Source organism: Leptolyngbya sp. GGD (assembly GCF_026735145.1).
Taxonomy (GTDB): domain Bacteria; phylum Cyanobacteriota; class Cyanobacteriia; order Leptolyngbyales; family Leptolyngbyaceae; genus Leptolyngbya; species Leptolyngbya boryana.
In genome coordinates this window covers 233,052-256,536 of sequence record NZ_JAPQKE010000006.1, presented here as the reverse complement: position 1 = coordinate 256,536, position 23,485 = coordinate 233,052, and the positions used below count along the sequence as shown (strand labels likewise).

20 protein-coding genes are annotated in these 23,485 nt (G+C 47.8%); 10 read left to right on the top strand and 10 right to left on the bottom strand.

Features of this window, described 5'->3' with window-relative positions; genetic code table 11:
- The first annotated feature begins 51 nt into the window (after positions 1-51).
- The 5 genes from OU814_RS24525 to OU814_RS24505 all read left to right on the top strand — a co-directional run bounded on the left by OU814_RS24525 (position 52) and on the right by OU814_RS24505 (position 6,515).
- Positions 52-1,245 carry a glycosyltransferase family 2 protein gene (locus OU814_RS24525; RefSeq protein ID WP_268242360.1) on the top strand — a complete coding sequence of 398 codons (1,194 nt, stop codon included), beginning with the start codon at positions 52-54 and terminating at the stop codon, positions 1,243-1,245.
- Between the two features lie 99 nt (positions 1,246-1,344).
- The gene (locus OU814_RS24520) at positions 1,345-2,964 is read left to right on the top strand and encodes an alpha/beta hydrolase (RefSeq protein WP_268242359.1); all 1,620 of its coding nucleotides are present in this window, start codon (positions 1,345-1,347) and stop codon (positions 2,962-2,964) included.
- A 139-nt stretch (positions 2,965-3,103) separates the two neighbouring features.
- Entirely contained in the window at positions 3,104-3,718 is a 615-nt protein-coding gene (locus OU814_RS24515) for a DedA family protein (RefSeq protein WP_190651956.1), read from the top strand.
- 418 nt (positions 3,719-4,136) lie between these two features.
- Positions 4,137-5,861 (top strand): ABC transporter ATP-binding protein, encoded by a 1,725-nt coding sequence (locus tag OU814_RS24510; RefSeq protein ID WP_026148700.1) that lies wholly within the window; start codon positions 4,137-4,139, stop codon positions 5,859-5,861.
- Positions 5,862-6,029: 168 nt separating this feature from the next.
- Positions 6,030-6,515: a WbuC family cupin fold metalloprotein gene (locus OU814_RS24505; RefSeq protein WP_268242358.1), complete on the top strand. Its 486-nt coding sequence runs from the start codon at positions 6,030-6,032 to the stop codon at positions 6,513-6,515.
- A 160-nt stretch (positions 6,516-6,675) separates the two neighbouring features.
- Here the strand turns inward: OU814_RS24505 and dut are convergent, their stop codons facing one another.
- The 6 genes from dut to OU814_RS24475 all read right to left on the bottom strand — a co-directional run bounded on the left by dut (position 6,676) and on the right by OU814_RS24475 (position 13,889).
- The gene (gene dut, locus OU814_RS24500) at positions 6,676-7,113 is read right to left on the bottom strand and encodes a dUTP diphosphatase (RefSeq protein ID WP_268242357.1); all 438 of its coding nucleotides are present in this window, start codon (positions 7,111-7,113) and stop codon (positions 6,676-6,678) included.
- 11 nt (positions 7,114-7,124) lie between these two features.
- Positions 7,125-8,843, bottom strand: a complete 1,719-nt coding sequence (hflX, locus tag OU814_RS24495; RefSeq protein ID WP_017288697.1) for a GTPase HflX — start codon at positions 8,841-8,843, stop codon at positions 7,125-7,127.
- A gap of 123 nt (positions 8,844-8,966) precedes the next feature.
- The gene (locus OU814_RS24490; RefSeq protein WP_268242356.1) at positions 8,967-10,793 is read right to left on the bottom strand and encodes a S8 family serine peptidase; all 1,827 of its coding nucleotides are present in this window, start codon (positions 10,791-10,793) and stop codon (positions 8,967-8,969) included.
- An 84-nt stretch (positions 10,794-10,877) separates the two neighbouring features.
- Entirely contained in the window at positions 10,878-11,351 is a 474-nt protein-coding gene (locus OU814_RS24485) for a molybdenum cofactor biosynthesis protein MoaE (protein WP_017288699.1), read from the bottom strand.
- A gap of 32 nt (positions 11,352-11,383) precedes the next feature.
- Entirely contained in the window at positions 11,384-12,235 is an 852-nt protein-coding gene (gene truB / locus OU814_RS24480; protein WP_326498327.1) for a tRNA pseudouridine(55) synthase TruB, read from the bottom strand.
- 7 nt (positions 12,236-12,242) lie between these two features.
- Complete coding sequence (locus OU814_RS24475) at positions 12,243-13,889, bottom strand: alpha/beta hydrolase (RefSeq protein ID WP_268242354.1); 1,647 nt, start codon at positions 13,887-13,889, stop codon at positions 12,243-12,245.
- A 439-nt stretch (positions 13,890-14,328) separates the two neighbouring features.
- On the opposite strand from OU814_RS24475, the gene OU814_RS24470 reads away from it, so the two are divergent.
- Positions 14,329-14,589 (top strand): DUF2949 domain-containing protein, encoded by a 261-nt coding sequence (locus OU814_RS24470; RefSeq protein WP_190651962.1) that lies wholly within the window; start codon positions 14,329-14,331, stop codon positions 14,587-14,589.
- A gap of 12 nt (positions 14,590-14,601) precedes the next feature.
- Here the strand turns inward: OU814_RS24470 and OU814_RS24465 are convergent, their stop codons facing one another.
- Together OU814_RS24465 and OU814_RS24460 are read right to left on the bottom strand one after the other, a co-directional pair.
- Positions 14,602-15,165, bottom strand: coding sequence for a DUF3611 family protein (locus OU814_RS24465; RefSeq protein WP_017288703.1), 564 nt, complete (start codon positions 15,163-15,165; stop codon positions 14,602-14,604).
- A 153-nt stretch (positions 15,166-15,318) separates the two neighbouring features.
- On the bottom strand, positions 15,319-16,020 hold the full coding sequence (locus OU814_RS24460) for a response regulator transcription factor (protein WP_017288704.1): 702 nt from the start codon (positions 16,018-16,020) through the stop codon (positions 15,319-15,321).
- A gap of 375 nt (positions 16,021-16,395) precedes the next feature.
- On the opposite strand from OU814_RS24460, the gene OU814_RS24455 reads away from it, so the two are divergent.
- From OU814_RS24455 to OU814_RS24445, 3 genes are read left to right on the top strand one after another with little or no spacing between them, the layout of a single operon-like run.
- Positions 16,396-17,016 (top strand): CPP1-like family protein, encoded by a 621-nt coding sequence (locus OU814_RS24455; protein WP_268242353.1) that lies wholly within the window; start codon positions 16,396-16,398, stop codon positions 17,014-17,016.
- Positions 17,017-17,022: 6 nt separating this feature from the next.
- The gene (locus OU814_RS24450) at positions 17,023-17,643 is read left to right on the top strand and encodes a DUF4129 domain-containing protein (protein WP_017288706.1); all 621 of its coding nucleotides are present in this window, start codon (positions 17,023-17,025) and stop codon (positions 17,641-17,643) included.
- A complete protein-coding gene (locus OU814_RS24445; protein WP_268242352.1) occupies positions 17,643-18,722 on the top strand; it encodes a DUF4350 domain-containing protein in 1,080 nt (359 codons plus the stop codon). Before OU814_RS24450 ends, OU814_RS24445 begins: the two co-directional genes overlap by 1 nt.
- 52 nt (positions 18,723-18,774) lie before the next feature.
- Here the strand turns inward: OU814_RS24445 and OU814_RS24440 are convergent, their stop codons facing one another.
- On the bottom strand, positions 18,775-20,529 hold the full coding sequence (locus OU814_RS24440; RefSeq protein ID WP_017288708.1) for an ABC transporter ATP-binding protein: 1,755 nt from the start codon (positions 20,527-20,529) through the stop codon (positions 18,775-18,777).
- Positions 20,530-20,723: 194 nt separating this feature from the next.
- Between OU814_RS24440 and OU814_RS24435 the strand changes: the two genes are divergently transcribed.
- Complete coding sequence (locus OU814_RS24435) at positions 20,724-21,794, top strand: hypothetical protein (RefSeq protein WP_017288709.1); 1,071 nt, start codon at positions 20,724-20,726, stop codon at positions 21,792-21,794.
- An 82-nt stretch (positions 21,795-21,876) separates the two neighbouring features.
- On the opposite strand, the gene OU814_RS24430 is transcribed toward OU814_RS24435, so the two are convergent.
- Positions 21,877-23,085, bottom strand: a complete 1,209-nt coding sequence (locus OU814_RS24430; protein ID WP_017288710.1) for a YdcF family protein — start codon at positions 23,083-23,085, stop codon at positions 21,877-21,879.
- Positions 23,086-23,485: the final 400 nt, after the last annotated feature.

The following is a 23,485-nucleotide window of genomic DNA, read 5'->3' as shown; positions in this document are numbered from 1 at the left end:
TGCGGCAAATCATCTGACCGTAACCACACCGATCTTCTTGATTTTGTATTTATGCTGAGTGCCTGTTTTTTGGGAGTTGCAGCTCTTTTCTTGGGGCTGAGCTGCTGGACATTGTTAGAAACTCTGGCTGCTGTGTTCGCACGGCGAATCGAGCCAGCTTATCCGTCGTCTTCATCTGCGCGGGTGGCGATCTTAGTCCCTGCTCACAACGAAGAAATTGAAATTGCAGAGACGCTGCAAACCTTAACAGCACAAAAGCGACCTCAAGATCAGCTGATTGTTATTGCAGATAACTGCACGGATCGAACTGCCGAAATTGCTCGATCGATGGGTGTGACTGTACTAGAGCGCCATGACACACTCCGGCGTGGCAAAGGATATGCTTTGGACTATGGCACAACGCATCTAGCTGCAGATCCACCTGATGTCGTGATTGTAGTGGATGCAGACTGTCAGGTGCAGCCAGGCACGATCGAACAATTAGTCGATACAGTGATGGCAACGGGCAGACCGGTTCAGGCGACCTATTTACTCCAGAAACCGCCTCAAGCGACGGCTAAACACTCTGTTGCCGCATTTGCTTTCACGCTCAAAAATCTGGTGCGACCGCTCGGATTAACTCATCTTGGGCTGCCGTGTTTATTAACGGGGACAGGGATGGCGTTTCCTTGGGCAGCGATTCAAGCCGTGAGTTTAGCGAGCGGTCATATCGTTGAAGATATGAAGATCAGTGTGGATTTAACGATCGCTGGATTTGCCCCCCTTTATTGTCCAGAGGCACGAGTAACGGGGGTGCTGCCGCAGAATAGCCGTGCGGGTGAAAGTCAACGCACCCGATGGGAGCATGGACATTTGCAAGCGATCACCACCTTTGTTCCAGTCTTAATCAAGAGTGCAATTCAGCGAAGAAATTTGGATGCGCTAGGAGTTGCTCTAGAGCTGAGTGTCCCGCCCTTATCGCTGTATGTCATGAGCTGGTTGGCAATCAGTGCCATTACGCTGTTTTGGGGTTGGATAAGTGGGCATTGGTTCCCTGGAATGATTGCGATCGCGGCTGGAGCTTGTCTTGCAGGGACAGTTTTTGGAGCTTGGGCGAAGTTTGGGCGCGACGATTTATCGCTGCGCGACCTGATCACGGTTCCAATGTACATATTGTGGAAGATTCCGGTGTATCTGAAGTTTTTAGTGCGTCCGCAGAAAACTTGGGTGCGCACAGAGCGGGATGTGCGCTCGGCTTCAGAGTAGTGACTCGTGAAGCGTAAATAATTAGGAACTTTGGCAGAGGATTTAAGTCGGGGTTAAAGTCGAACATAGCGCACACAAGCTGGTATAGGAAGTCTTACCGTGAAGCGATTCGTCTCCCTGAAAACACTCGGTCATAGTTTTATGTGGGGTGCAGCCCTAGCCCTGTCAGCCGTTGCTCCTAGTTTCGCCGCTGAACGTTTAAATTTGCGATTTGGACCGTTTGAGCAATCGATCGAGGTTGCGGATTTAGAACAGTTTGCTCAAAGTGGAAAAGTCTCTACATCGCTTCAGCTTTATACTGCAATTCTGACTCCTGAGTTTCGCAAAGCTTTGACGAGTCGATTAGAGCTTGATCCCAACTTGGGCACGCGGATTGTTGAAGACTTGTTAAAGTCTCCATCGGGGCAGCAGGTTTTAAATTCGATCCGACAAGCTGCTCCAGAATTAAGTTTAGAAACGCTGCAAGCGGGGTTTTGGTTAGCAGCTCGGCAGGCAAATCAACTCGATGCAATTGGGGTGATCAAAGCGATTCCACAAGATACAGTGACGATCGATGTCACCCAAGCGCTAGGCATCGCGTCTCAGTTGAATTTTTCCTACTGGAAAACTCAAGGGATTCAATCGCTATTAACGAATAGTTTGCCAGCGGGCAATCCAGGATTTCGCGCTGAACTTGATCCATCTGCGCCTGGAAATCAGCCGGTTCGAGAACAGTTTTTTTCATTCTTCGATGATCAACGGAATCGCCAATTGCCCGTGGATTTGTATTGGAGTTCGACCAATCCTCAAGCGCCTTTGATTGTGCTTGCGCCAGGGTTTGAGGCAAATCGGAAGTTTTTAACATATCTGGCTCGACATTTGGCATCGCATGGATTTACAGTCGCCGCGATCGAGCATCCGTTTGTCACGCGTGGTGGAGCACTGCCCGCTTTGAATCCTGATCGCTTAGTGCCTGGAACTGAGTTTATTGATCGCCCCAAAGACGTGAGTTTTTTGCTCGATCGCTTTGCGGAATTGAATCAACAACCGGGCGAACTACAAGGGAAACTCAATACTCAAAAAGTTTCAATGATTGGGCATTCGTTGGGGGGGTATGAAGCGTTGGCGCTGGCTGGGGCTGAGTTGCGGATTGATGAATTACGCGATTTCTGTCGAGAAAGTGGTCTATTAGAGCGGGTTCCAGCGGATTGGCTGCAATGTGCAGCGGCTGAACTTCCCCAAAACCGAATTAGTGTTCGAGATCCAAGAATTGTGCAAGCGATCGCGCTCAACCCGGCGATCGGGCAAATTTTTGGTAAGGAAGGTCTAAAATCTGTGGCTACGCCAACGATGATCTTGACCAGTACCGACGATCGGTTAGCTCCAGCATTTACGCAGCAGCTTCAACCCTTTTTGCAATTACCGACTCCGAAGTATTTATTAACGGCAATTGGGACAACCCATCTCAGTGTGAGCGATCCCGGCAATTTCAGTGGAGCCGTGGCGCAAGGAACGTTAGTCAAAGAGCGCAGGGGCAAGGAAGTTGAACCATTGCGGCGATTGTTGCAAGGGGTCACTTTGGCATTTGTGCAACAAGCGACTCCTGCTGCCAAAACCTATCAGCCGTTCTTAACCCCGGATTATGCGCGATCGCTATCGAAGCCAGAGTTACCCATGCGGTTGAATACTGAACTGCCTGAAAATATTACGCGTTGGCTGAGTTTAGCGTCGGTTTTTTGAATTTAAAGGACTGGAGAAGTTCTATCTAACCTGTGCGGATTGGCTCGAACTTGTTCGTAAAAGTTTCATAAAAGTTCATATCATGAACCTGTGCGATCGTCCGCGCACGGAAACCTACGAGACAGAGGAGTCACCTTAAATGAGTTCAGCTTTAGCTGTATGGATTACCAGTACAATGCAGTCGCTGGGATACATCGGAATTGGATTTCTCATGTTCATGGAAAATCTATTCCCGCCCATTCCGTCCGAGCTGATCATGCCGCTAGCTGGATTCACTGTCTCGAAAGGAGATATGAACTTTCAGTATGCCGTGCTGGCTGGTGTGGTGGGGACAATCTTAGGAACGCTGCTCTGGTACTATGGTGGACTTTTGATCGGCGAGAAGCGAATTCGAGAACTGGCAGATCGCTATGGCAAATGGATCGGCGTAACCGGTCAAGACATTGATAAAGTCAATCGTTGGTTTTATAAACATGGAACCAAAGCCGTTTTATTTGGGCGACTCGTTCCCGGCATTCGCACGTTGATCTCGCTCCCTGCGGGGTTAAGTGGAATGCGACTCATGCCGTTTTTGGTGTATTCCACGATCGGGACAACGATTTGGACTGCTGCTTTAACGTATGTTGGGTATGTTTTGGGCGACCAGTATGAATTGGTGGATGAATATCTTGCGCCTGTTTCTAAGATTGTTCTCGGCATTTTAGTCATCGCCTTTGTGGTTTGGTTAATTCGACATCGAAAGGCTTCCCAATAAGGCATGGGTATCTCTAGAATTGTGCCGCAATTTTGAGATGAGACGGGGAACAGATTCAGGCGTAAACTCTTCCAGAAATAAGGCTCCTAGCTTTTGAGCAGATTGTCTCAGCACAGCCGTTTAGATCACAAGCCCAGGCATCAAGCGATCGTGCCAACGCGATTTCGACTTATTGTGCGAACCTTGACTTCAATCGTTGCGAGGATAGGAGCAATGCGCGATTGTCCCTTTATTTCGTTTAATCTGATAAGGGGATTGGACATTTAGACGGACGGTGATAGGATACTCGCTCGGAAAAGTCACTCCGGATGTAGATCAATCGCCGGTGCCGATCCTTCTAATTATTAATCGTTATGATTGCAAGTTCACTTTTGCTCTCTCACATTCACATCTACCAGGAACACAAGTCAAATCGATCTTGAAAAAACGTTCTAACTACTGGCAGCTTCTCGCTTATCTTCGCCCCCAATGGCGCACGATCGTTTATGCCTTGATGTGTGCGGTCATTTTTGCGGTGACTTGGCCCGCCATGGCATTTTTGTCAGAAAAAATGTCTCGGTTTATCAGCGAGGGGCGAATTGCTGCAATTGCGGAAACCGCTGGCTATGTGATTTTGATTTGGGGAAGCCAAAAACTTGCACAATACGGTCAAGAAACGCTGATTGCCAAAGCTTCGTTGAGTATTGCGATGGAGTTGAGAAATCGCACGTTTTCTCATATTCAACGCTTGAGTCTCGCTTATTTTGAAACGGTGCAGACTGGAGATCTGACCTATCGATTGACAGAAGATGTCGATCGCATTGGTGAGGTAATTCAGAAGCTCTTTAGCCAGTTTGTGCCGAATGCGATGAAGCTCGTTGTGACGCTGATTACGATGCTGTATTTCAATTGGCAGTTGACGCTTTCAACGCTGATCGTGGCTCCGTTGCTGGCTGGATTAACGGCTTGGTTTGGCGAGAAGATGCGGAAGTTGTCGTATCGGAGCCAGAGCCGGATTTCAGACTTGTCGGCGTTGCTGACAGAGATGTTAAGTGGCGTGAGATTAGTGCGCGCCTTTGCAGCGGAGGATTATGCGATCGAACAATTCCGCCGAGGTTCAGAACGCAATCGTCAAGCCAGATACGCGACAGAACGTTTGAGAGCGATTCAATACCCAGTTCAAGGATTCTTAGATGCACTGGGTATTCTCGCGCTCTTGTTAGTGGGCAGTTGGCAAATCTCTCAAGGAAACTTGACGGGCAGTGAATTCATTGCGTTCGTGGTCGCGGTCGCGATGTTGTTTGAGCCGATTAGCACAGTGACATTGAACTACAACGAGTTTAAGCAGGGAGAGGCTTCGGTCGATCGTGTGTTTGAACTGTTGCAGATTAACCCGTCGATCGTGGAACAACCCGATGCCAAAGTTCTGCCTTCTGTGACCGGGAGAATTGAATTTGAGAATGTCTCTTTTGCCTATCGTCCGGATCGTCCTGTTCTGCAAGATTTGAGTCTGCGAGTCTATCCGGGCGAAATGGTGGCTTTAGTGGGGGCATCGGGTGCGGGTAAAACGACGCTCGTGAATTTAATTCCACGATTTTATGATCCTCAAGCAGGAGAAATCTGGATTGATGGTACGAACATTCGCGATGTCTCGCTGAAAAGTTTGCGGCATCAAATCGGGATTGTGCCGCAGGAAACGATTTTGTTTACGGGAACGATCGCGCAAAATATCGCCTTTGGACAACTCGATTTTGATATGAATGCAGTTCGAGAAGCTGCCAAGATTGCCAATGCTCATCAGTTTATTAGTCAATTCCCCGATGGCTATGAAACTTGGGTCGGTGAGCGAGGAGTAAATTTATCGGGAGGACAGCGGCAGCGGTTAGCGATCGCGCGGGCGGTGCTGCTCAATCCTCGGATCTTGATTCTCGACGAAGCAACTTCAGCGTTGGATTCAGAATCCGAAGCTTTGGTTCAAGAAGCTTTAGAACGCATTATGCAAGGTCGAACTGTGTTTATCATCGCGCATCGTTTAGCGACGGTGAGACGCGTCGATCGCATTCTGGTCATGGAGAAAGGACGAGTTGTAGAGTCTGGAACTCATACAGAATTGCTCGCAGAAGGCGGACGATATGCACGATTCTATGCACAGCAGTTTAGCTAAGCTTCACGTTTACCATCTGTGGAGCAACGATCGGGCGTCATTTTGATTGTTCTATAGCAATCCGGTTTGAGGTGTAGAGGCTAAGAAGAGTAGGGAGTAGGGAGCTAATCCAGAGAACTACTCCCCACTCCCCAACTGATTTGGAATTGCGATTTATAGGTTTCGATCATGACCCTACCCATTAAATGCCTGACTCAACCCTTGATGGATGCGATCGCTGAACAAGCCCGCACGAGTCCTCGCCATCGCAAGAACTACAATTTTCATGAGCATAGCGACATTGTTCAGCGCTTTCTCAATGTCTTGCAGCCTGGGACTTATGTTCGTCCGCACCGTCATGTGCGCCCCGAAGGTAAGAGTGGCTTTGAATTCTTTCTAGTGTTGCAAGGCGCGATCGGTATTCTGATTTTAGATGAATCCGGAGAAGTCATTCATACCGAGAAAATTAGCGCAACTGGAACGACTAGAGGAGTAGAACTTGGAGAAGGCATGTTTCACACTTTGATCGCGCTTGAGCCAGATACCGTCATGTTTGAGTTAAAAGAAGGACCTTACATGCCGATCGAAGATAAGGATTTTCTGCAAACTTTTCCTTTAGAAAATACAGCCGAAGCTCAACAGTGGATTCAAACTTGGATGCAGCATTTTCAGTAGTACTGTGCAGGTGCATCTACCAATCATCGATCGCAGAACAAGATTCAATCTACTTGAGCACTATACTCAAGCACAATCGAGACGCACTTTTCGGGATGCAGTCCCATTCATGCCAACCTGCTTTTACAGGCAACCGCTTCTGAGTCAAAGTGCAATCTACTTACATTCCGGTCGAACCAAATCCACCTGCTCCGCGAACAGTGTCGGATAAGAGATCGACTTCTTCAAGCTCTGCACGAATCACAGGCACAATGACCATTTGGGCAATTTTCATGTGCTTCAGCACTTTAAAGGATTCTTGCCCATGATTGATCAAAATCACTCCAATTTCACCTCGATAGCCTGCATCAACTGTGCCTGGAGTATTGAGAACTGTAATCGAATGCTTCAGTGCTAACCCACTTCTCGGACGAATTTGGGCTTCGGTTCCGAGCGGTAGCTCGATCGCGATTCCTGTTCCAATCAGCGCTGTCTTTCCAGGAGGAATGTCTTGCTCTGCCAGCGCAAACAGATCCAAACCTGAATCATCCTCATGTTCGTATCGGGGTAGCTTAGCCGAGTCTACTAGCTTGACAAGTTTTACTTTTGCGCTTTGCATACCTTACAACATTAGCTTGACATTGCATATCGAACTAGCTGACATAATCGCTGTCTGAGTGTTTCCAGTCCTAGTCGCTCATGGGCTGAGATAAATGCGGCTTGGGGAAACTCTTCGCGCGCGATCGCTAATTGTTCTGCATCGACTTGATCGATTTTATTAAACGCTAAGAGTGCAGGTCCCGGTGTAATGGGCATCTCACCTAGAATGTGCATCACTGATCGAATCTGACTTTGCCAAGCCGGATGCGACAGATCCACCACATGCAGCAAAGCGTCCGCCTCTGTCACTTCTTCTAAGGTGGCACGAAACGCATCCATCAAAGAAGGCGGCAATTCATGAATAAATCCAACGGTATCCGTTAACAACAGTTGCGTTGCTTCATGTGTTTCCGAATCGGTGAAATTTAATCGTCGAGTTGTTGGATCGAGTGTTGCAAAAAGCTGATCAGCTGTATAGACTTCGGCATTCGTTAAAGCATTGAGCAATGTCGATTTTCCTGCATTGGTATAGCCGACCACTGCGATCGAGGGAATTTCTTCGTGCTGTCGGCGCTGTCTCAAGCGCGCTCGATGCGCTTGAAGCTGATTCACCTCTTGCTGAAGTCGCGAAATTCGCCGCTGAATCGCTCGGCGTTCGGTTTCTAGCTTCGTTTCTCCAGGTCCTCTTGTGCCGATCCCGCCTCCTAATCGAGACATCGCTTGTCCGCGTCCTGACAATCTCGGCAGCATATATTCAAGCTGAGCCAGTTCCACTTGAAGTTTTCCGGCTCCAGACTGTGCTCGTTGCGCGAAAATATCCAAGATGACTTCGGTACGATCGACAATTCGGATGCCAATCTGCATCTCTAAATTACGAACCTGAGCCGGGGAAAGATCACGATCGAACACAATCAAACTTGCCCCGACCGTTTGCGCTGCCAAAGTAATTTCTTGGACTTTTCCTTCTCCGACTACGGTTTGAGGATGCGGACGCGGGCGTTTCTGCTTCACCGTTTGCAGGACTTCGCCGCCTGCGGTTTCGACCAGTCTTGCCAGTTCCTCTAACTCGGTCTGAAACCGTTGCGCTGACTTATTATCCGTTTGTAATCCGACAATTAAGACCTGATCATGATCGCGATCGACTTGCTGAGCAATATACTCACGGCGAAATTCTTCTTCTAGCCCTTCAACCAACGCCAGAAAATCTTGCTCTGAAACCACGTCTAACCCTAGCGGCGGCGAGACTGTCCAACTCACCTCTGGATGCGGCACTAAATGCGCTAAGTAAGCCGCCTTCACATATCCGGTTGCACCACCACCTCGCCGCTCAAATCCGCCTCCCGTCAGCGTTAATGCTACATAGGTATCTAGTCGTTGCAATGCCATCACCGTCAGCATTGCGTCTCCCGGTGGATCTGACTTGAGTTGAGTCGCAATACAACGAATGCCACAGAGTCGCTCTGCACCATAACGCGGCAGTTCCAGCATTGGAATCTGAGTTTGGCGTAAAGTTCCAACCCCAACCCGAATCACTTGACCGCGACGATTCACATACGTACAAACGGGCTGATTGATTTCAGAACTAATGGCTGCGATCCGTTGAGCAAACTCGGCTGTAGTGATGCGATCGCCCGGTAAGCGCTGATGATACAGCCGTTGAAGCTGCTTGAGTTGACTGCTCTTTAGACCTTGGAGGTTTCCGTAGACGGTTTCGATAACTAAACTTTGCCAAACGCGACTTGATCTCATTCTAGATCGCAGAAGACAGTTGCAAGTTACAGTTTGTGAAATCGCAGACAAATTCTCGCTGCCCTAAACCGCCTGCGTCAACCTTGATCGCTTGAGTCAATCAATTGGGCATCCATCTTCCTTTTACCCGATCGCATTTCCTGATTCCATCAAAATCTGACGCACCTGATCATGCGTTAAATTTGGATTTGCGCTTAACATCAATGCAACCACACCCGACACATAAGGTGCTGCCAGAGATGTGCCCCACCAGCCCGATTGATAGCTATTTCCTGGCACTGTTGTTTCAATGTCTTGTCCAGGTGCAAGCACATAATTCATCTTTGGATTCGACCCCGATCGATTTGAAAAGGCAGTGAGTTGTCGATCTCGATTCACAGCTCCCACAGCAATCCCAAACTGTGTTGCATAGCTCGCTGGATTGCTCGGTTGAGAGGCTCCTTCATTTAATGCCGCAGTCACAGTTATCACATTGCGGCTAGCAGCATAGGCAATTGCCTCTCTGAGTTCTGCGGAATCTGTCCACCACAGCGACATATTAATCACACGTGCCCCATTATCCACGGCATAGCGAATCGCTCTTGCTAAGTTCCCATTCCAGTTATCTTGAGCGTTCGTCACCCGCAGTGGCATTAACTTAGCACTGTAAGCAACTCCTGTGATACCAACATTGTTTTGAGCCGCAGCAATCACTCCACTTACCGCAGTTCCATGAGCACTCGAAGGTGAAATATCGTTGTTGTTTAAGCTAAAGTTCCAGCCATTTACGTCATCAATAAAGCCATTGCGATCGTCATCAATGCCATTGTTAGGAATTTCACCTGGATTCGTCCAGATATTAGACTTGAGATCAGAATGAGTGATATCAATACCAGAATCAATCACAGCGATCGTAACTCCCTGCCCGGTATAGCCTCGCGCCCAAACTTCTGGAATATTCAGCATATCTATGCTCCAAGACGTTGCTGGAACTGAAGTCATAGGAGCTTGTTTCACAGCAGTAGCAACTGCGATCGCGGCATTCACAAGCCCATAACCAAAACTTGCACTATAGCTTGGGCTTGGAGCATAACTTTGCTCAAAGGATTGAATGCGGAGATTTCCGAAGTCTAGAAGTGTGACTGTCTGGAATTGAAGCTGATTGATGCCCCAGTAGCCGGCTGCACCTGTCGTTGATTGCTGCCATAAAATATCCGTTGTTCCATCTTGGTTGTAGTCACTTAAGCCTTTGATATCCCAAGAAAAATCAGGCGCGATCGACAAGTTAGACTTTTTGCTGACGCTCATGCCATTAATTTGCCAGATCTGAACTTGTCCCGATTGCCCATTGCGCCAAAGCAGATCGAATTGTCGATCTCCATTAAAGTCACCGCTGCCTTCCAATGTCCAACCTGCAACAGAGTCGATGTAGATACTGCGTTCTAAGGTTGTGCCATTCATCTGCCAGAACGCGTTTTCATGAGTTCGATCGTTGCGCCAAAACAGATCTAAATCGCCATCATTGTCATAGTCCTGAACATCTGCAATCTGCCATGCTAAATCACTGATTGTTGTCGTAATTTGGCTCGATTCGAGGGACATGCCATTCAATCGCCAGAATGCGACTTCTCCAGAACGTTGATTACGCCAAAGAATATCGCGATCGCGGTCGCCATCAAAGTCTCCAATTCGCTCAATCTGCCAGTTCAGATCACTAACGGTGTAAAGCTCGACGCGCTGTCCATTCGTTAGGAAGGAGTAGCTTTGACGATCGCGCCAGAGTAAATCAGTCTTGCCATCGCGATCGTAGTCATAGATATCAATGACTTGCGTATTGCGATCGAGAATATAAGAAGCCCGATTGACCGCGCGATTTTCAGCGATCGAGAACCAAGACAATTCATTGGAGTTCGTAGCAATCAGATCACTGGGATTGGCGATCGCACTCCAAGCAGGCTTGTCGAAAGACATAGTGACGAATTAAGGCAGGAACGACCTTCCCAGAGTTCCCGCTTCAATTCGTCAAATCTTTATAACACTGGTGATCCTAATCACCTAGCAACAGTTCACCCAGCTAGAGCGAATCGCGCCATCTTCACCGTAGTAAAACTCTTTTTTCCAAATCGGGGCGCGATGTTTCAGCGTATCGATCGCGTATTTACAAGCCTCAAATGCTTCCGTACGATGCGGGCATCCAACGGCAATTAATACACTGATTTCCCCAATCTCTAATCGTCCAACGCGGTGATGAATCACGACATGAGTGACATCCTTCCAAGTTTGTCGAATCTCAGATGCAATTTCTTTGAAAACCGCGATCGCCATCGGTTCATATGCTTGATACTCCAGATGCAGCACTGAAAATCCATCAGTATTGTTCCGAACCATACCGCTCATCAGCACGATCGCGCCATTGGCTGCGTCATCTGCTTGGCTGTAGACTTCTTCGATCGAAAGCGGCGCGATCGTAATCGTGAAACGATCGCCGGGATGCGTGGGAACGGGCTTTGGCGGAGTCGATGAAATCATAGAAGAACGCAGCAAATCAATGTTTTCTCATTCTAAGCAATCGGTTCATACACCATCTTCGGAACCAGAACCCCATCTTCTCGAATCTCCCCAATTCCTAAAAAGCGATCGCACTTCACCCGCACAATTCCTGCCGCAAGTCCCAAGGCAATTTTCTGTCCCTGACACCAGCGCCGCGCAATGATTTCGTCCACCTCCACCTCTGGCAAATGCAAAACTGCATGTTCAGAATCCATCAAAGGCGCAGGCAAGTCTTCAAGCCTCAAACTATCTGCGAGCAAAAAACCATTACTCTCGGTTCTGAGCAACCTCGCCAAAGTCGCACCTGTGCCAAGTTCCGCTCCTAAATCGCGAGCAATCGATCGAATATAAGTCCCACTTCCACAAGCAATTTCCAGATCCAACTCTGGAAACTCGCCCGCTCTCCAATCCAGCACCTTTAGGCTGTAAATTTCTACAGTTCGAGCCGGAACCTCGATCGTTTTGCCTGCCCGAGCCAAGTCATACAATCGCTTGCCATCGATTTGAATCGCACTGTAATTTGGCGGAATCTGCTCAATCACTCCTTGAAACAAAGAGAGCTTCTCTTGCACATTCTCTAAGCTCAGATTCGCAACCGCTTCTTGCGTCAGAATTTCGCCTTCTAAATCATCGGTTGTGGTCGTTACCCCAAATCGAATCGTCGCCTGATAAGCCTTATCGTGATGCAGATATTGCAGCAATCGAGTCGCCCGACCGATCGCGATCGGTAAAACGCCCGTCGCTGCCGGATCAAGCGTTCCCGCATGTCCCACTTTCTTCGTCCCCAGAATCCTCCGCACCTTTGCCACACAATCATGTGACGTAAATCCAAACGGCTTATTGAGATTCAAAAACCCATCCACAAGCAAATCACCTACCCAACTGCGAGAGCGTTAACGATTGCACCAGACTTAACCGTAACGGATCTTGGGAGATTGCACGGGCATAGGTTGCAGAAATATAGGGTCGGAAGCTCGATTGATTGTTAATGTAAGTCTGAAAAAATGCCAAACTCAGCGCATTCATATAGCGCCGCGCGATCGCGGGATTCGCTCCAATCACTTCCGGCGGAACCGGAACCCCTTCATCATTTGCCTGTCCCAAAGTTGAGAAATGCGTTCCTTGATCAATCACCGCCAAATATCGGTCATTCGTTTGTAACCACGTAAATGGCTGAATCTGTTCGGGCAAAGCAGGCGCGATCGTATCTGCATTGCTTCCTACCATCAGCATCGGGGTTTTAATCTGACTCACGGATGCCTGTCCGAAAACACTACTGGTGATCGGATTAATCGCAACGATCGCTTTGACCCGTGGATCGCTCAAATTGTAGTTAATCGGTGGTAAAGCAGCCGCACGGCATTGCAGCAAGAGAGAAAGATTCAGGGTGCGATCGATCTCCTCTGGACGACAGGATTGCTGAAGCTGTGCAAAATTAATCGGCGCACCCGCTAATGCCATCACTGTATAACCGCCAAAAGATTGCCCCAACAGTCCAACTTGCTTGACATTCAAGCGACTGTATTGAGGATCAGACTTGGCTCTACGCTCCAGTTCATCTAGCACATACTTAATATCGAGCGGTCGATCGACAAACTCACTCGGACTCGTGACCTCATTGGCGATGCCATCGACTAAAGCTTGTAGCTGTTTAGCATTACTGCCGGGATGTTCTGGAACGGCAACCGCAAATCCATGAGACGCGAGGTGTTCTGCTAAATATCGAAACGTTCCGCGATCGGAACCCAGCCCATGCGAAATTACAATCACTGGAATCGATTTTGGCAAAGCCTGACGACGCGCGATCGGTAAATAGACATCGACCGGAAAGACACGCTCTCGTCCCAACGCTCGAACAAATCCGCGCGATCGATCGATTAATCTCCACGAATCTCGCCGAAATCCATATGCCCCACGCGCCGTTAAATCAGGGATATCCCCCGGTAGCGGCGTAGACTCTTGATTTGCAAGTTGAGCGATTAAATCAGTCGCTTGCTTCGTGCGTCCAATCAAATCTCCAAAATCATCCACAATCTGGAGGCTGCGCTGCAAATCAATCCGAATCCCCCGCGTTGGAAACTTCCGAAAGACATTCAGCAACGTTAACCCTTCTGGCTCAGCCGATGCCAAAATCAATGCCGCTCGAATCGCAAAAAATCCTGTATCGCGAGATTCCGGCTGAATCACTTCTCCCAGACGGCGTAACAAAATCTCACCTTGCTGCGTATACAAGAATTGCGAAACCGCAACCGGACTAAGGTCTGCCTTGGCAAGCAACGCCTTGCGCAATATCGCCAATTGCGTTGCATCGACATATTGCGAATACACATAAAGGTCGCTATCGAGCACGCCCTGACGCGCATAAGCTTCCAGGGCAGAAACAGAAACCGATCGCTCTAAAATGCCATACGACAGAAAAATCCGCTCAGCACTCCGGACTGGGAGACTGATAGCGAGAACAGAAATCAGTCCTGCGATCGCGGAGAAGAAAAATTTGGCGACTTTCGACTGTTGCATATCTTCGGACGGAATCCTAACGACCTGAACCTAGACTGGCTCATTTTGACGCACCTACAGAAAAAGCGGCAACTTCCAAAGAAATAAAAAGAATTCCTTCTAAACAAAAATTAAGCCAAGCTGAAATTTTGATCATTAGCTTGAAGTCTAATTTGCAACTCCGGGCACTTTGGATAGAGTGTGACAGATGAGTTTGATTGATTTTTGCTACTAGTAGCGTGTCTCATATTTAACGAGCACCCTTACCAAGTTCAGACTTTCGATCGACATAATTTCCTCAACTTAGTCGTATAACATCTGGTACGGCAATTCTAAATTTCAGATTCTCCCCCTGAAGTCACAGTTAAAGCAGCACAAGGACGAATTTTTAGTGATAGGATGATGTCCCTGCGCTCCGACAGCCTAAAAAAACATCTACTTCAATATGACGAGGATTTCGATGGCGGTTCTACCCCCCGACACCATTCAACAAAGTTCAGAGGTTGCACTCCAACAGATCGATTGGGTAGCACCTGCTGAATCCACAGAGATTGAACTCATTGACTATCTAAAAGACGAATTGGCAGTTTCAGACGACTCGATCGACCTTGCTCTGCGTCACTGCCAACAAGAACGAGGCACGTTGCCAATGGTGCTTTGGCGCTACGGATTTGTCTCAATTGATCAGTTGAATCAGATTTTTGATTGGATGGCTCGCTAGTACTTGCTTGAGTTATTGCTTGCTCATTTTGTTGAGTAGCCACAGCGATGTCGAAATCGCAGCAAACTGAGCCAAAATCACGTTAATACTAGCTTGCACCACCAAAATATCGATCGGTTGAATAAACTTCGCTGGATCAACGTTCACGAACCCTGCAAATCCTTGATTCACAGCTTTTCCAAACAGTAATCCGACGATCGCTTCTGCCCCCAATAGCGCCAGCAACGTCCCCACCAAACTTGCCATCAGTCCGATCCGAATCGTCTGAATCGCCTCTGCCTTTTTCGGACGTGCTGCTGGATTCTCTGATCTCAGCTGCCGCCCAATGGGAACATATTTCATTAACGACCAATACATATTGAATCCCAGCACCAAGATTCCACAGACGGTCAGCACAACTCCAATCCCTGTGGTTGGATTCGTTCCTTGAGGATTGCGATTTGAAACGGCGGCAAATAACAAAATTGCGCCAGAGATCACAGTTAAAACTAACTGAAACCAAAAGCTAAACCATCCCGCGAATCGAAATGTGTTTGCAATTTCTCTCAAGGTCGGAGAAGAGTCAGATCTTGCCATAGGAATTCACACAGAAGCTAGTTCCAGCTTAAAACAAGATGCAGTCGGAAGTCGGACTTGCAATTAAAAATGATGATGAAACTCGCGATCGCGCCCAAATACAACAAAGCCGGGACGAATTTCATCCCGGCACACTTAGACTCAAATGCTGCTCTAACTGACCACCGCAGGCGATTCAAACTTATAACCTACGCCCCGCACCGTCTGAATCAAAGCAGGCTGACTCGTATCGATTTCAATCTTTTTGCGGATTTGTCCGATATGCACGTCCACCACACGTTGGTCACCGACATATTCATAATCCCAAACTTCTTGAATCAACTCAGCCCGTCGCCAAACTCGCCCGGGATGTGCTGCGAGGAAATGCAACAAATCAAACTCTAATGCCGTCAACGGCACAATTTCCTCATTCAACTTGACCTCACGCCGAACCGGATCAATCATTAATCCACCAAACGTGAGACACTGCTGTTCTGCGGTGGTCACAATTCGCTGACGTTTGAGAATTGCCCCCACTCGTCCACCTAATTCCACCAAACTGAAGGGCTTCGTAATGTAATCATCTGCACCTTGAGCAAAGCCCCGAACTTTGTCCGCCTCATCCGTGCGGCTTGTCAGCATCAAGACAAATACATTTGTCCGGCTCTGCATTTCTTGGCACAGCGAGTAGCCATTTGCATCCGGTAAATTCACATCTAAAATCACCAAATCAGGATTAAACTGCTCAAACACCTGCATCGCAGACTTTCCATCTTCAGCAGATTCCATTTGATAATTTTGCTTAGTCAAGAAACGATGAACCAAATTGCGAATCGCTGGATCATCATCAACGACGAGTATCTTGGCTGGAGCCATGACCATAACCTTGCGCTAAAAAATAAATTGAGAAGGGCAGATGACAGTACCTAGAGCAAATTGAGATCGGAGCCAACAGAAAAATCCCTGATTCTGCTTACACAGAAGAATCTTGTCATCAGCATTAGTATGCCTCAGCTTTTGAATAGAATATCCCGATTTGTCCGAGTTTCCGCAAAATCACGGTCGCCGTTCTATTCGATGTGGAAATTGCGAACACTCCAAGTCACGAAGTTCTCGCAGTATACGGATATCGCAGGGCGTAAATTTGCTGAAGGCAAAATATCTCAAGTCTGTATTCTATCGTCTACACTCTAGTTGTAATCCCGACCATCGCTAGGTTACTTTAGTAGGTGAAGGTGGAGTAACAAGCCCATGAGCGCGCAAAGTCCCTATGAAAAGTTAGGCGTTTCCGAAGGTGCGACGTTTGAAGAGATTCAAACGGCACGAACTCGTTTGGTTGAAGAATTAGCTGGTGATCAGCGAAAAATTTCGGAAATTGAGGCAGCATATGATTCTGTGCTGATGGAACGGCTACGGTTGCGGCAAGAAGGCAAGATTAAAGTGCCCGATCGAATTCGCTTCCCTGAAAAGTTGGCGACCCCGGCTCCTGTCGAAACGCCTGCACCTGCAAATCAGTCGGCTCAATGGTTGAAAAGTTTGATCGATCAGCCGAGTGCCAGAGATATTGTCATTCCAGGAATGACAATGGCAGCGCTAGGGACGTTAGTGTATTTCTCTCCAACGAATGCTGTCCTTCAGATGGCGATGGCGCTCGCAACAGGCAGCACGTTGTATTTTCTTTACCGTAAGGAGCGAAAATTAGGTCGCTCAGTTTTATTAGGCATAGTTGGGTTGCTGTTGGGATTTGCGATCGGGGGCGTGGCTTACACATTTTTAGCACCTTATTTGGGTACGTTGGTGCTGACGAATGAAGTTTTGATCAGTTTGGTGACTTTTCTGGTTTTATGGTTGGTCAGTAGCTTTACCAAATAAATCCAGATGGCGGCGGATCAATTTCAGAAAAGTGATATTAGTTGGCAAATTCAGCAATTTTTCCGGCAGGCGGGTGAATGGCTTGAGTTGAGGTTCGCTGGATTGCAACCGCCTGGGGTTCCCGATATGCCGAATTGGTCGTTTCCGGCTTGGTGGTGGGAAGCAGCATTTTGGCTGATCATTGTTGGCGCGGGGGGCTGGCTGTTGTGGCAAATTTATCTGTGGCTGCGTCCGCTGCTAGAAGCTAATCAATCGCAGTTCGGCAAATTTCTCGATCGCAGATCCACGCAACCCGAAAAAGAACGCTCGATCGCGGCTTGGGTCAGATCGGCTCAGGAATTTCAACAGCAGGGAAATTACCGAGAGGCTTCGCGTGCGCTCTATATGGCAATGTTGCAGCGGTTAAGTGAGACAAAATTGATTCCAACGGATCAAAGCCGCACAGATCGAGAATATTTGCGCTTGGTTCAGCTTCTACCAGACTCTGAGTCCTATCAGATGGTGTTAGAGACGCATGAGCTGCTTTGTTTCAGTAATGCGCCGATTTCTGCCGAAATGTTTGAGCGGGTTCAGCGAGCTTATGGCAACATTGAACGCGCGACCCTCGATATGGCAAAAATGGCGTGATGAAAAAACTCGATCGACGTTGGGTATTTGGGCTGATTGCAGTCGCGGTGCTGATTGTCCTCACGTTATTTGTTGCGCCCAGAAGCAATCGCTTGATGAGCGGTTCGACGTTTAGCCGTTCGCCGGATGGCTACGGGGCTTGGTACGCTTATATGCAGCGTCAAGGCACCCCTGTGCAACGCTGGCGCAAGAGTACTTCGGAAGTCGATCGCTCGATCACTGGAACGGGCAATACGATGATTCAGATCGATCCGACGCAATCGAGAGCAACCGACGTAGAAAACTGGGTAGAACGTGGAAATACTTGGATCATTCTGGGACGAGAGTTACCCGCAACCGAGGCAGGATTTTCGACACAGCATCAGAGCGATCAGGGGACAGTAAAAATTGAAACATCTCGGCGATTGCTGAAATCTGGTGCAATGGAGATTTTAGGCGATCGATTCGGCTCGATCGTGTGGGAAGTCAAGAAAGGAAAAGGACGCGTCATTTTCGTGGTAACGCCTTTCATTGCAGCCAATGCATATCAAGATGAGCCTGGAAATTTTCCATTTTTCGCTCAGCTTGCTACTCGATACGGGCAGAAGATTTGGGTTGATGAGTATCTTCATGGCTATCAGGACAAATCCGAAGAATCAGGAGCAGACCAAGCACGGAACTGGGGCGATTATTTGATGAGAACGCCACTCGCTGTGGTGTTGCTCCAGACAGGTGTAGTGATCTTGGTATTAATTTGGGCAAAGAATCGCCGATTTGGGCAACCGCAACCGTTGGAAAGTCCTAAGACAAATGATAGTCAGGCGTATACGCAGGCGCTAGCAGGCGTGCTGTACAAAGCGAGACGGAGCGAGTTTGTGGTGGATGTTGTCGGGCGAGAGGAGCGGTTGCAGATTCAGCGATCGTTAGGCATTGGGGGAGCGTTGCTCGATCGAGAAGCGCTGATGAGCGCCTGGGTCGAACAAACGGGTCGGACTGCTTCAGAATTGGAGCCGCTTTTTGCGAATCGGCGCTTGAGTGAGACAGAGTTACGCAAATGGTTAACTCAAGTTCGCGAAATTAAACAGCATCTTCCAAGGTGATTTTCGCCACCATCAAATTGCAAACCGTAGGCGTTTTGGCTGCGAACTACACTTACTTCAAAGCCTCTTCTAACTGGTTTTGCTCCCAGAGCGATCGATAAAGCCCTGGTTGCTCAATCAAATCACCGTGAGTGCCCATCTGTACAATTCGCCCCTGATCCATGACAAAAATTCGATCTGCTAAGGCTGCCGCAGAAAGTTGGTGCGAAATAAACACAACCGTTTTCCGAACCGTGCCTTCTGACAAATTCTTCAAAATCCGAGTTGCTGTTTGATTGTCTACACTCGACAACGCATCATCTAGAATCAAAATCGGGCTATCGACTAACAAAGCTCGGGCTAATGCAGTCCGTTGCCGTTGTCCACCGGATAAGGTAATGCCTCGCTCTCCAACGATCGTGTCGTAATGCTGCGGGAAATTCAGCACCTCGCCATGAATCTGAGCAATTTTTGCAGCCAGTTCCACGTCAGATTGATCCGCCATGGGGTTGCCATAGCGAATATTATTGCGAATTGTTGTACTAAATAAGAAACTTTCTTGAGGCACATAAGCGATCGCACCTCGCAAATCGGTTAATCGCAAATCTGTAATGTCATACCCATCCACAAAGAGCTGATTCGGTGAGATATCGAGCAATCGCGGCAAAGCATTTGCCAACGTCGATTTTCCCGATCCAATTGCACCGACGATCGCAACTGTTTCACCCGGATCGATCACAAAATCAATCTGATTCAATGCAGGCTCAGTTGCACCGGGATAGCGAAATGTCAAATTCTGAGCACTCAGCTTGCCTCTAACTTGCGCTAACGGCAGCGGAATCGAGTCAGGCGTATCTTGAATTTTCGGCTCGACGGTCAGAATCGATTCAATGCGATCGATACTCACCTCACCGCGTTGATAAGCCGTAATCGTGAATCCAAGTAATGCCGTCGGAAATGCTAATCGTTCGACGAAAATCAGCAGCGCGATAAAGTCACCGACTGTAATTTCTCCCCGCGCGATCGATCCACCTCCAAACCACAGCAAAATCAATGCACTTCCGTAAGCGACACCCTGCAAAATCGGAAACAGAATATTTCGGGTCAAGGCGAGCTTGAGATTAGCATTTAGTAGCGATCGGTTCAGACCTCGAAACGCATTCCGCTCATTTTGCTCTTGCGCATAGATCTTGATCAGCGCAATGCCGCTCATATCTTCTTGAACCAGTTCACTCAACGTTGAGAGTTCTTCTTGAACGGTTAACTGTTGCGATCGCAGTTTATTACTGAACAAACTGACCAAAATCAGCATAAATGGATAAACCGAAAGCGCGAGCAGGCTCAGCCTCGCATCGATCGCAATCATCGCAGGCAACGTCAACGCATAAGCAAACAGAGTATTCGCTAAACTCAAGACTGCAAATCCCAAGAGGCGACGAATATTATCCACATCACTCGTCGCCCGATTGATCAAATCTCCGACCGTATTCGCAGCAAAATAAGCAGGCTCTAAGGTCAGCAAGTGATTGAAAATTTTCTGTTTTAAATCAAATTCAACCTGCCGCCCTACCCCAAACAGCAAAATTCGCGAAGTCATTCTCACAACTAGCATCACAGATGCAAGTGCCAAAATTAACAGCGCATAAGAGAAAATTTGTTGGACACTAAATGTCACACTCAGCGTATCAACCGCATTGCGGATTTGCAGCGGAATATAAATGCCGATCGCATTCACCACTAACAACGCCGAAACCCCGAGAGTTGCATCTCGCCAATGCGGACGAAGATAAGTTCCCAGCTTTTGAAGTTGTCCCTGCGATCGCGCCATAACTCTGCCTACTATCGAAACTTTCCTATAGTAGCGTGCTTGAAAAAGCAAATTTCAATTAAATAAAGAGAAATACGGATGCAACTTAACCAACTTTTCACGCAAAGTTCACAAGATCACTAAGGGGATTTACGGAATCGATAAGCGACTTGTTGGACAATAGAAAGTATCAAATTTATCTGGCGCTTCTAACGATGCAAACCACGCAGAGGCTGGCAAACCAGTACTATATCTATGTCGATCCAACCCTTCCCCCGGAACCTTGGGATATCTACGACCCAAATCCTCAGAACCGCGGGTTTGTTGCCTACTTTGGTCAGGTCTTGCAAAAGGTTGAGGAAAATCTAGGAAGAAGCGGGCTGGTTTTCTATGTCACGCTGAGTGATATGCGGACGTTGCCCTCTTATGGTGACAATGTCATCGTCTTAATCATCGGCGATGAACACTATCGAATTCCTCAATACATTCACAAAGTTGGGGCAGTCTTTAAGTCCTATGGCATTACTCAGGAAATGCAATGGAAGAATTTCTTGAAGCCTTCCTATCGAGATTTCATTACGCTAATTCAGTATTTTAGCAATCTATCGTTACGGCTACCGTTACTAATTAACTACGAATTTCAAAAGCTCAGATCGCTTATCTTAAAAAACGTAAGAGTTGCGCCTATCTTTGATATACCCGGCGGATATTACAATTCTGAAAACTTGCCTATTAAAGCAATAGAAGATCGTACCTATGATGTGTTCTTCGATGGCAGTGTTCAGAACAATATCTATTCCAAGTGGTCAACTAAAAACTGGCTCAAAACACCAAAGATTGTGGCGCGATCGCAGATGCTGGAAAATCTCGATCGCTTTCACCAAAACCATCCTCAATATCGGGTGCAATTAGCCATTCAACAGGCGTTTGGAGTCGTCAGCGAAGAATCGGCATGGAGTTACAGCGAGAACTTAATGAACGCCAAAGTGTGTTTAGTGCCCCGAGGAACCACCCTTGAGTCTTTTCGGATTTGTGAAGCCATGCGCTATGGCTGCGTGATTGTCGTTGAAGATTTACCAAACCGTGAGTTTTATCGAAATGCTCCAGTCGTGCGTGTGAAAAACTGGAAAAATCTTGAACCTGTTCTTGCAGCACTACTGAGCGATCAACGGCAAATGCGGGAAATTCACGAGCAAACTCTGGCATGGTGGGAAACGCAAATGGCAGAACCCGTCATTGGCAAACAGATTGCAGCAGCGTTGAATCAACTCCCTCATATTCCCTAATCCCGCGGGGCTGTCCGAAGAAAAAGGGTAGAGACGGACCATCTCTACCCTTTATTCAATACAAACTCAATGCAAATGCGTTCTAGAGCGTCCGAATCGGTCGAATCCATCCTCGTAAGAAGTAATAGATCGAAGCGATGTATTCATTAAGCACTTTAGAACTCAGAGACAGCGCATCAATACTAGGCAGGAGATCCGAGAGTTGAAAATTGCGCTCCACCACATCTCGTCCTTGTGCCCTGCCTCGCAGTGACTCTCTGGGCGGCAACGTGTAAAAGTTCGTCGGACGCGAAATTACGCTCAGCGGAACATTATTCAGATTAAACTCGCGAGTGAACGTGAGCGTCGCCCGATTCATCTCGATCGCAGAAGCGACCAAAATCAACTGATTGCCAAAATTCACGCCACGTCGTCGTAACTCTTCACGAGCATTTCTTGCGCTATCAATGATCGTCGGACTATTAGAATCGCCGATAATATCCTCTGCTGGAATTCCTAATCGCTGTAAAAATCTCCGCGCATCTGCGGCTTCAGACACCTCATCCCGAGTTTCTCCCTGCTTGCGATTCCGCTCAGGTCGAGTGCCTGCACTTACCAATACCAGGGGAGCCGTTCCCCGTGCTCGTTCGTCCTGATAAAGCTGATTGGTATAGGTGAGAATATCTCCTCGCTCTGTTAGCTGAATCGGTTGCTCTGCTAACACTGTAAATGCTCCAGGCGGAATCGGAGCCGGCGGCTGAATGAGTTGATTGGTCGGAGGCGCAGGGGGCGCAGGAATCGGTTGCGTGAGCGGTCTTAACTGTAATTGAGTCGTATCCTGTGCCAAAGCCACAATCACTCGCCTTGCCCCCGCCGGAAGCGCTTCGGTCGCGATCGGACGAGTAATCGAGATCGCTTCCGCCTCTGCTCGCTGTGCTAAGAAGTACGATACCGCAGGAATACTGAGAATCAGTAACGCCGGAATCGCAATTCGGAGCAGCAGTAATCCAGTCTTGGACAACTTCCCGCCCCGAACCAACTCAGTAAAGGCAATCAGCAGCAAGACCAAGATAATCCCAAGCGGGGTAAATGGAATCGCAATTACTCGGAACAGATCACCGATCAGCCCTTCTTGAGGCGATCCGCGATAGAACGTAAATGCAGCTACCCCTAATAGTAGTAAAAGAACTAATCCACCCAGGAATGCTCTCGGAAGTGCGCGCAGCAAGACATACCAGGCAAACAGACCCACTACCACCCAGAGCAACACCTGAGTCAATAGCACAAATACATCAGTTACTAATAAAACCATCTAACAATCCCTTGCATTGTTGAAATGTTCCTCACCACCGAAAGCACTCCTTCAACGATTAAATTGAAGATAAAACTTCATCGCTTCAAGATTACCCGTAGGTATCCAATTTGCAAACGTAACTCGTTCGTAAAAAATGAATCACCTAATGATGACGATCGAACTCCATTAATTTAGACTTGCACTAAAAAATAAACGGTTTCAAGACTAGGATTGTACCGAAATTTCTTAGTTCGTAGGGCGTTTCTTGAACCGAATTGCAGATTTTTTTCAAAAACATCGTAGCGGAAACACTTTTTTGGAAAATCTACGGATTTTGAGTGTCAGAACGGATCAAAAATCAGGCAAAATTCAAGATTGATGGCTTGAATCTTCCAATCAATTTTGCAAAAGTGGCAAA

Coding starts and splice junctions, on each gene's coding strand:
- OU814_RS24485 (WP_017288699.1), bottom strand. CDS start 11,351: ATGATTTCATCGACTCCGCCAAAGCCCGTTCCCACGCATCCCGGCGAT.
- OU814_RS24450 (WP_017288706.1), top strand. CDS start 17,023: ATGGCGGCGGATCAATTTCAGAAAAGTGATATTAGTTGGCAAATTCAG.
- OU814_RS24465 (WP_017288703.1), bottom strand. CDS start 15,165: ATGGCAAGATCTGACTCTTCTCCGACCTTGAGAGAAATTGCAAACACA.
- OU814_RS24435 (WP_017288709.1), top strand. CDS start 20,724: ATGCAAACCACGCAGAGGCTGGCAAACCAGTACTATATCTATGTCGAT.
- OU814_RS24515 (WP_190651956.1), top strand. CDS start 3,104: ATGAGTTCAGCTTTAGCTGTATGGATTACCAGTACAATGCAGTCGCTG.
- OU814_RS24505 (WP_268242358.1), top strand. CDS start 6,030: ATGACCCTACCCATTAAATGCCTGACTCAACCCTTGATGGATGCGATC.
- hflX (WP_017288697.1), bottom strand. CDS start 8,843: ATGAGATCAAGTCGCGTTTGGCAAAGTTTAGTTATCGAAACCGTCTAC.
- OU814_RS24445 (WP_268242352.1), top strand. CDS start 17,643: ATGAAAAAACTCGATCGACGTTGGGTATTTGGGCTGATTGCAGTCGCG.
- OU814_RS24475 (WP_268242354.1), bottom strand. CDS start 13,889: ATGCAACAGTCGAAAGTCGCCAAATTTTTCTTCTCCGCGATCGCAGGA.
- dut (WP_268242357.1), bottom strand. CDS start 7,113: ATGCAAAGCGCAAAAGTAAAACTTGTCAAGCTAGTAGACTCGGCTAAG.
- OU814_RS24440 (WP_017288708.1), bottom strand. CDS start 20,529: ATGGCGCGATCGCAGGGACAACTTCAAAAGCTGGGAACTTATCTTCGT.
- OU814_RS24490 (WP_268242356.1), bottom strand. CDS start 10,793: ATGTCTTTCGACAAGCCTGCTTGGAGTGCGATCGCCAATCCCAGTGAT.
- OU814_RS24430 (WP_017288710.1), bottom strand. CDS start 23,085: ATGGTTTTATTAGTAACTGATGTATTTGTGCTATTGACTCAGGTGTTG.
- OU814_RS24455 (WP_268242353.1), top strand. CDS start 16,396: ATGAGCGCGCAAAGTCCCTATGAAAAGTTAGGCGTTTCCGAAGGTGCG.
- OU814_RS24525 (WP_268242360.1), top strand. CDS start 52: ATGCTGAGTGCCTGTTTTTTGGGAGTTGCAGCTCTTTTCTTGGGGCTG.
- OU814_RS24460 (WP_017288704.1), bottom strand. CDS start 16,020: ATGGCTCCAGCCAAGATACTCGTCGTTGATGATGATCCAGCGATTCGC.
- OU814_RS24470 (WP_190651962.1), top strand. CDS start 14,329: ATGGCGGTTCTACCCCCCGACACCATTCAACAAAGTTCAGAGGTTGCA.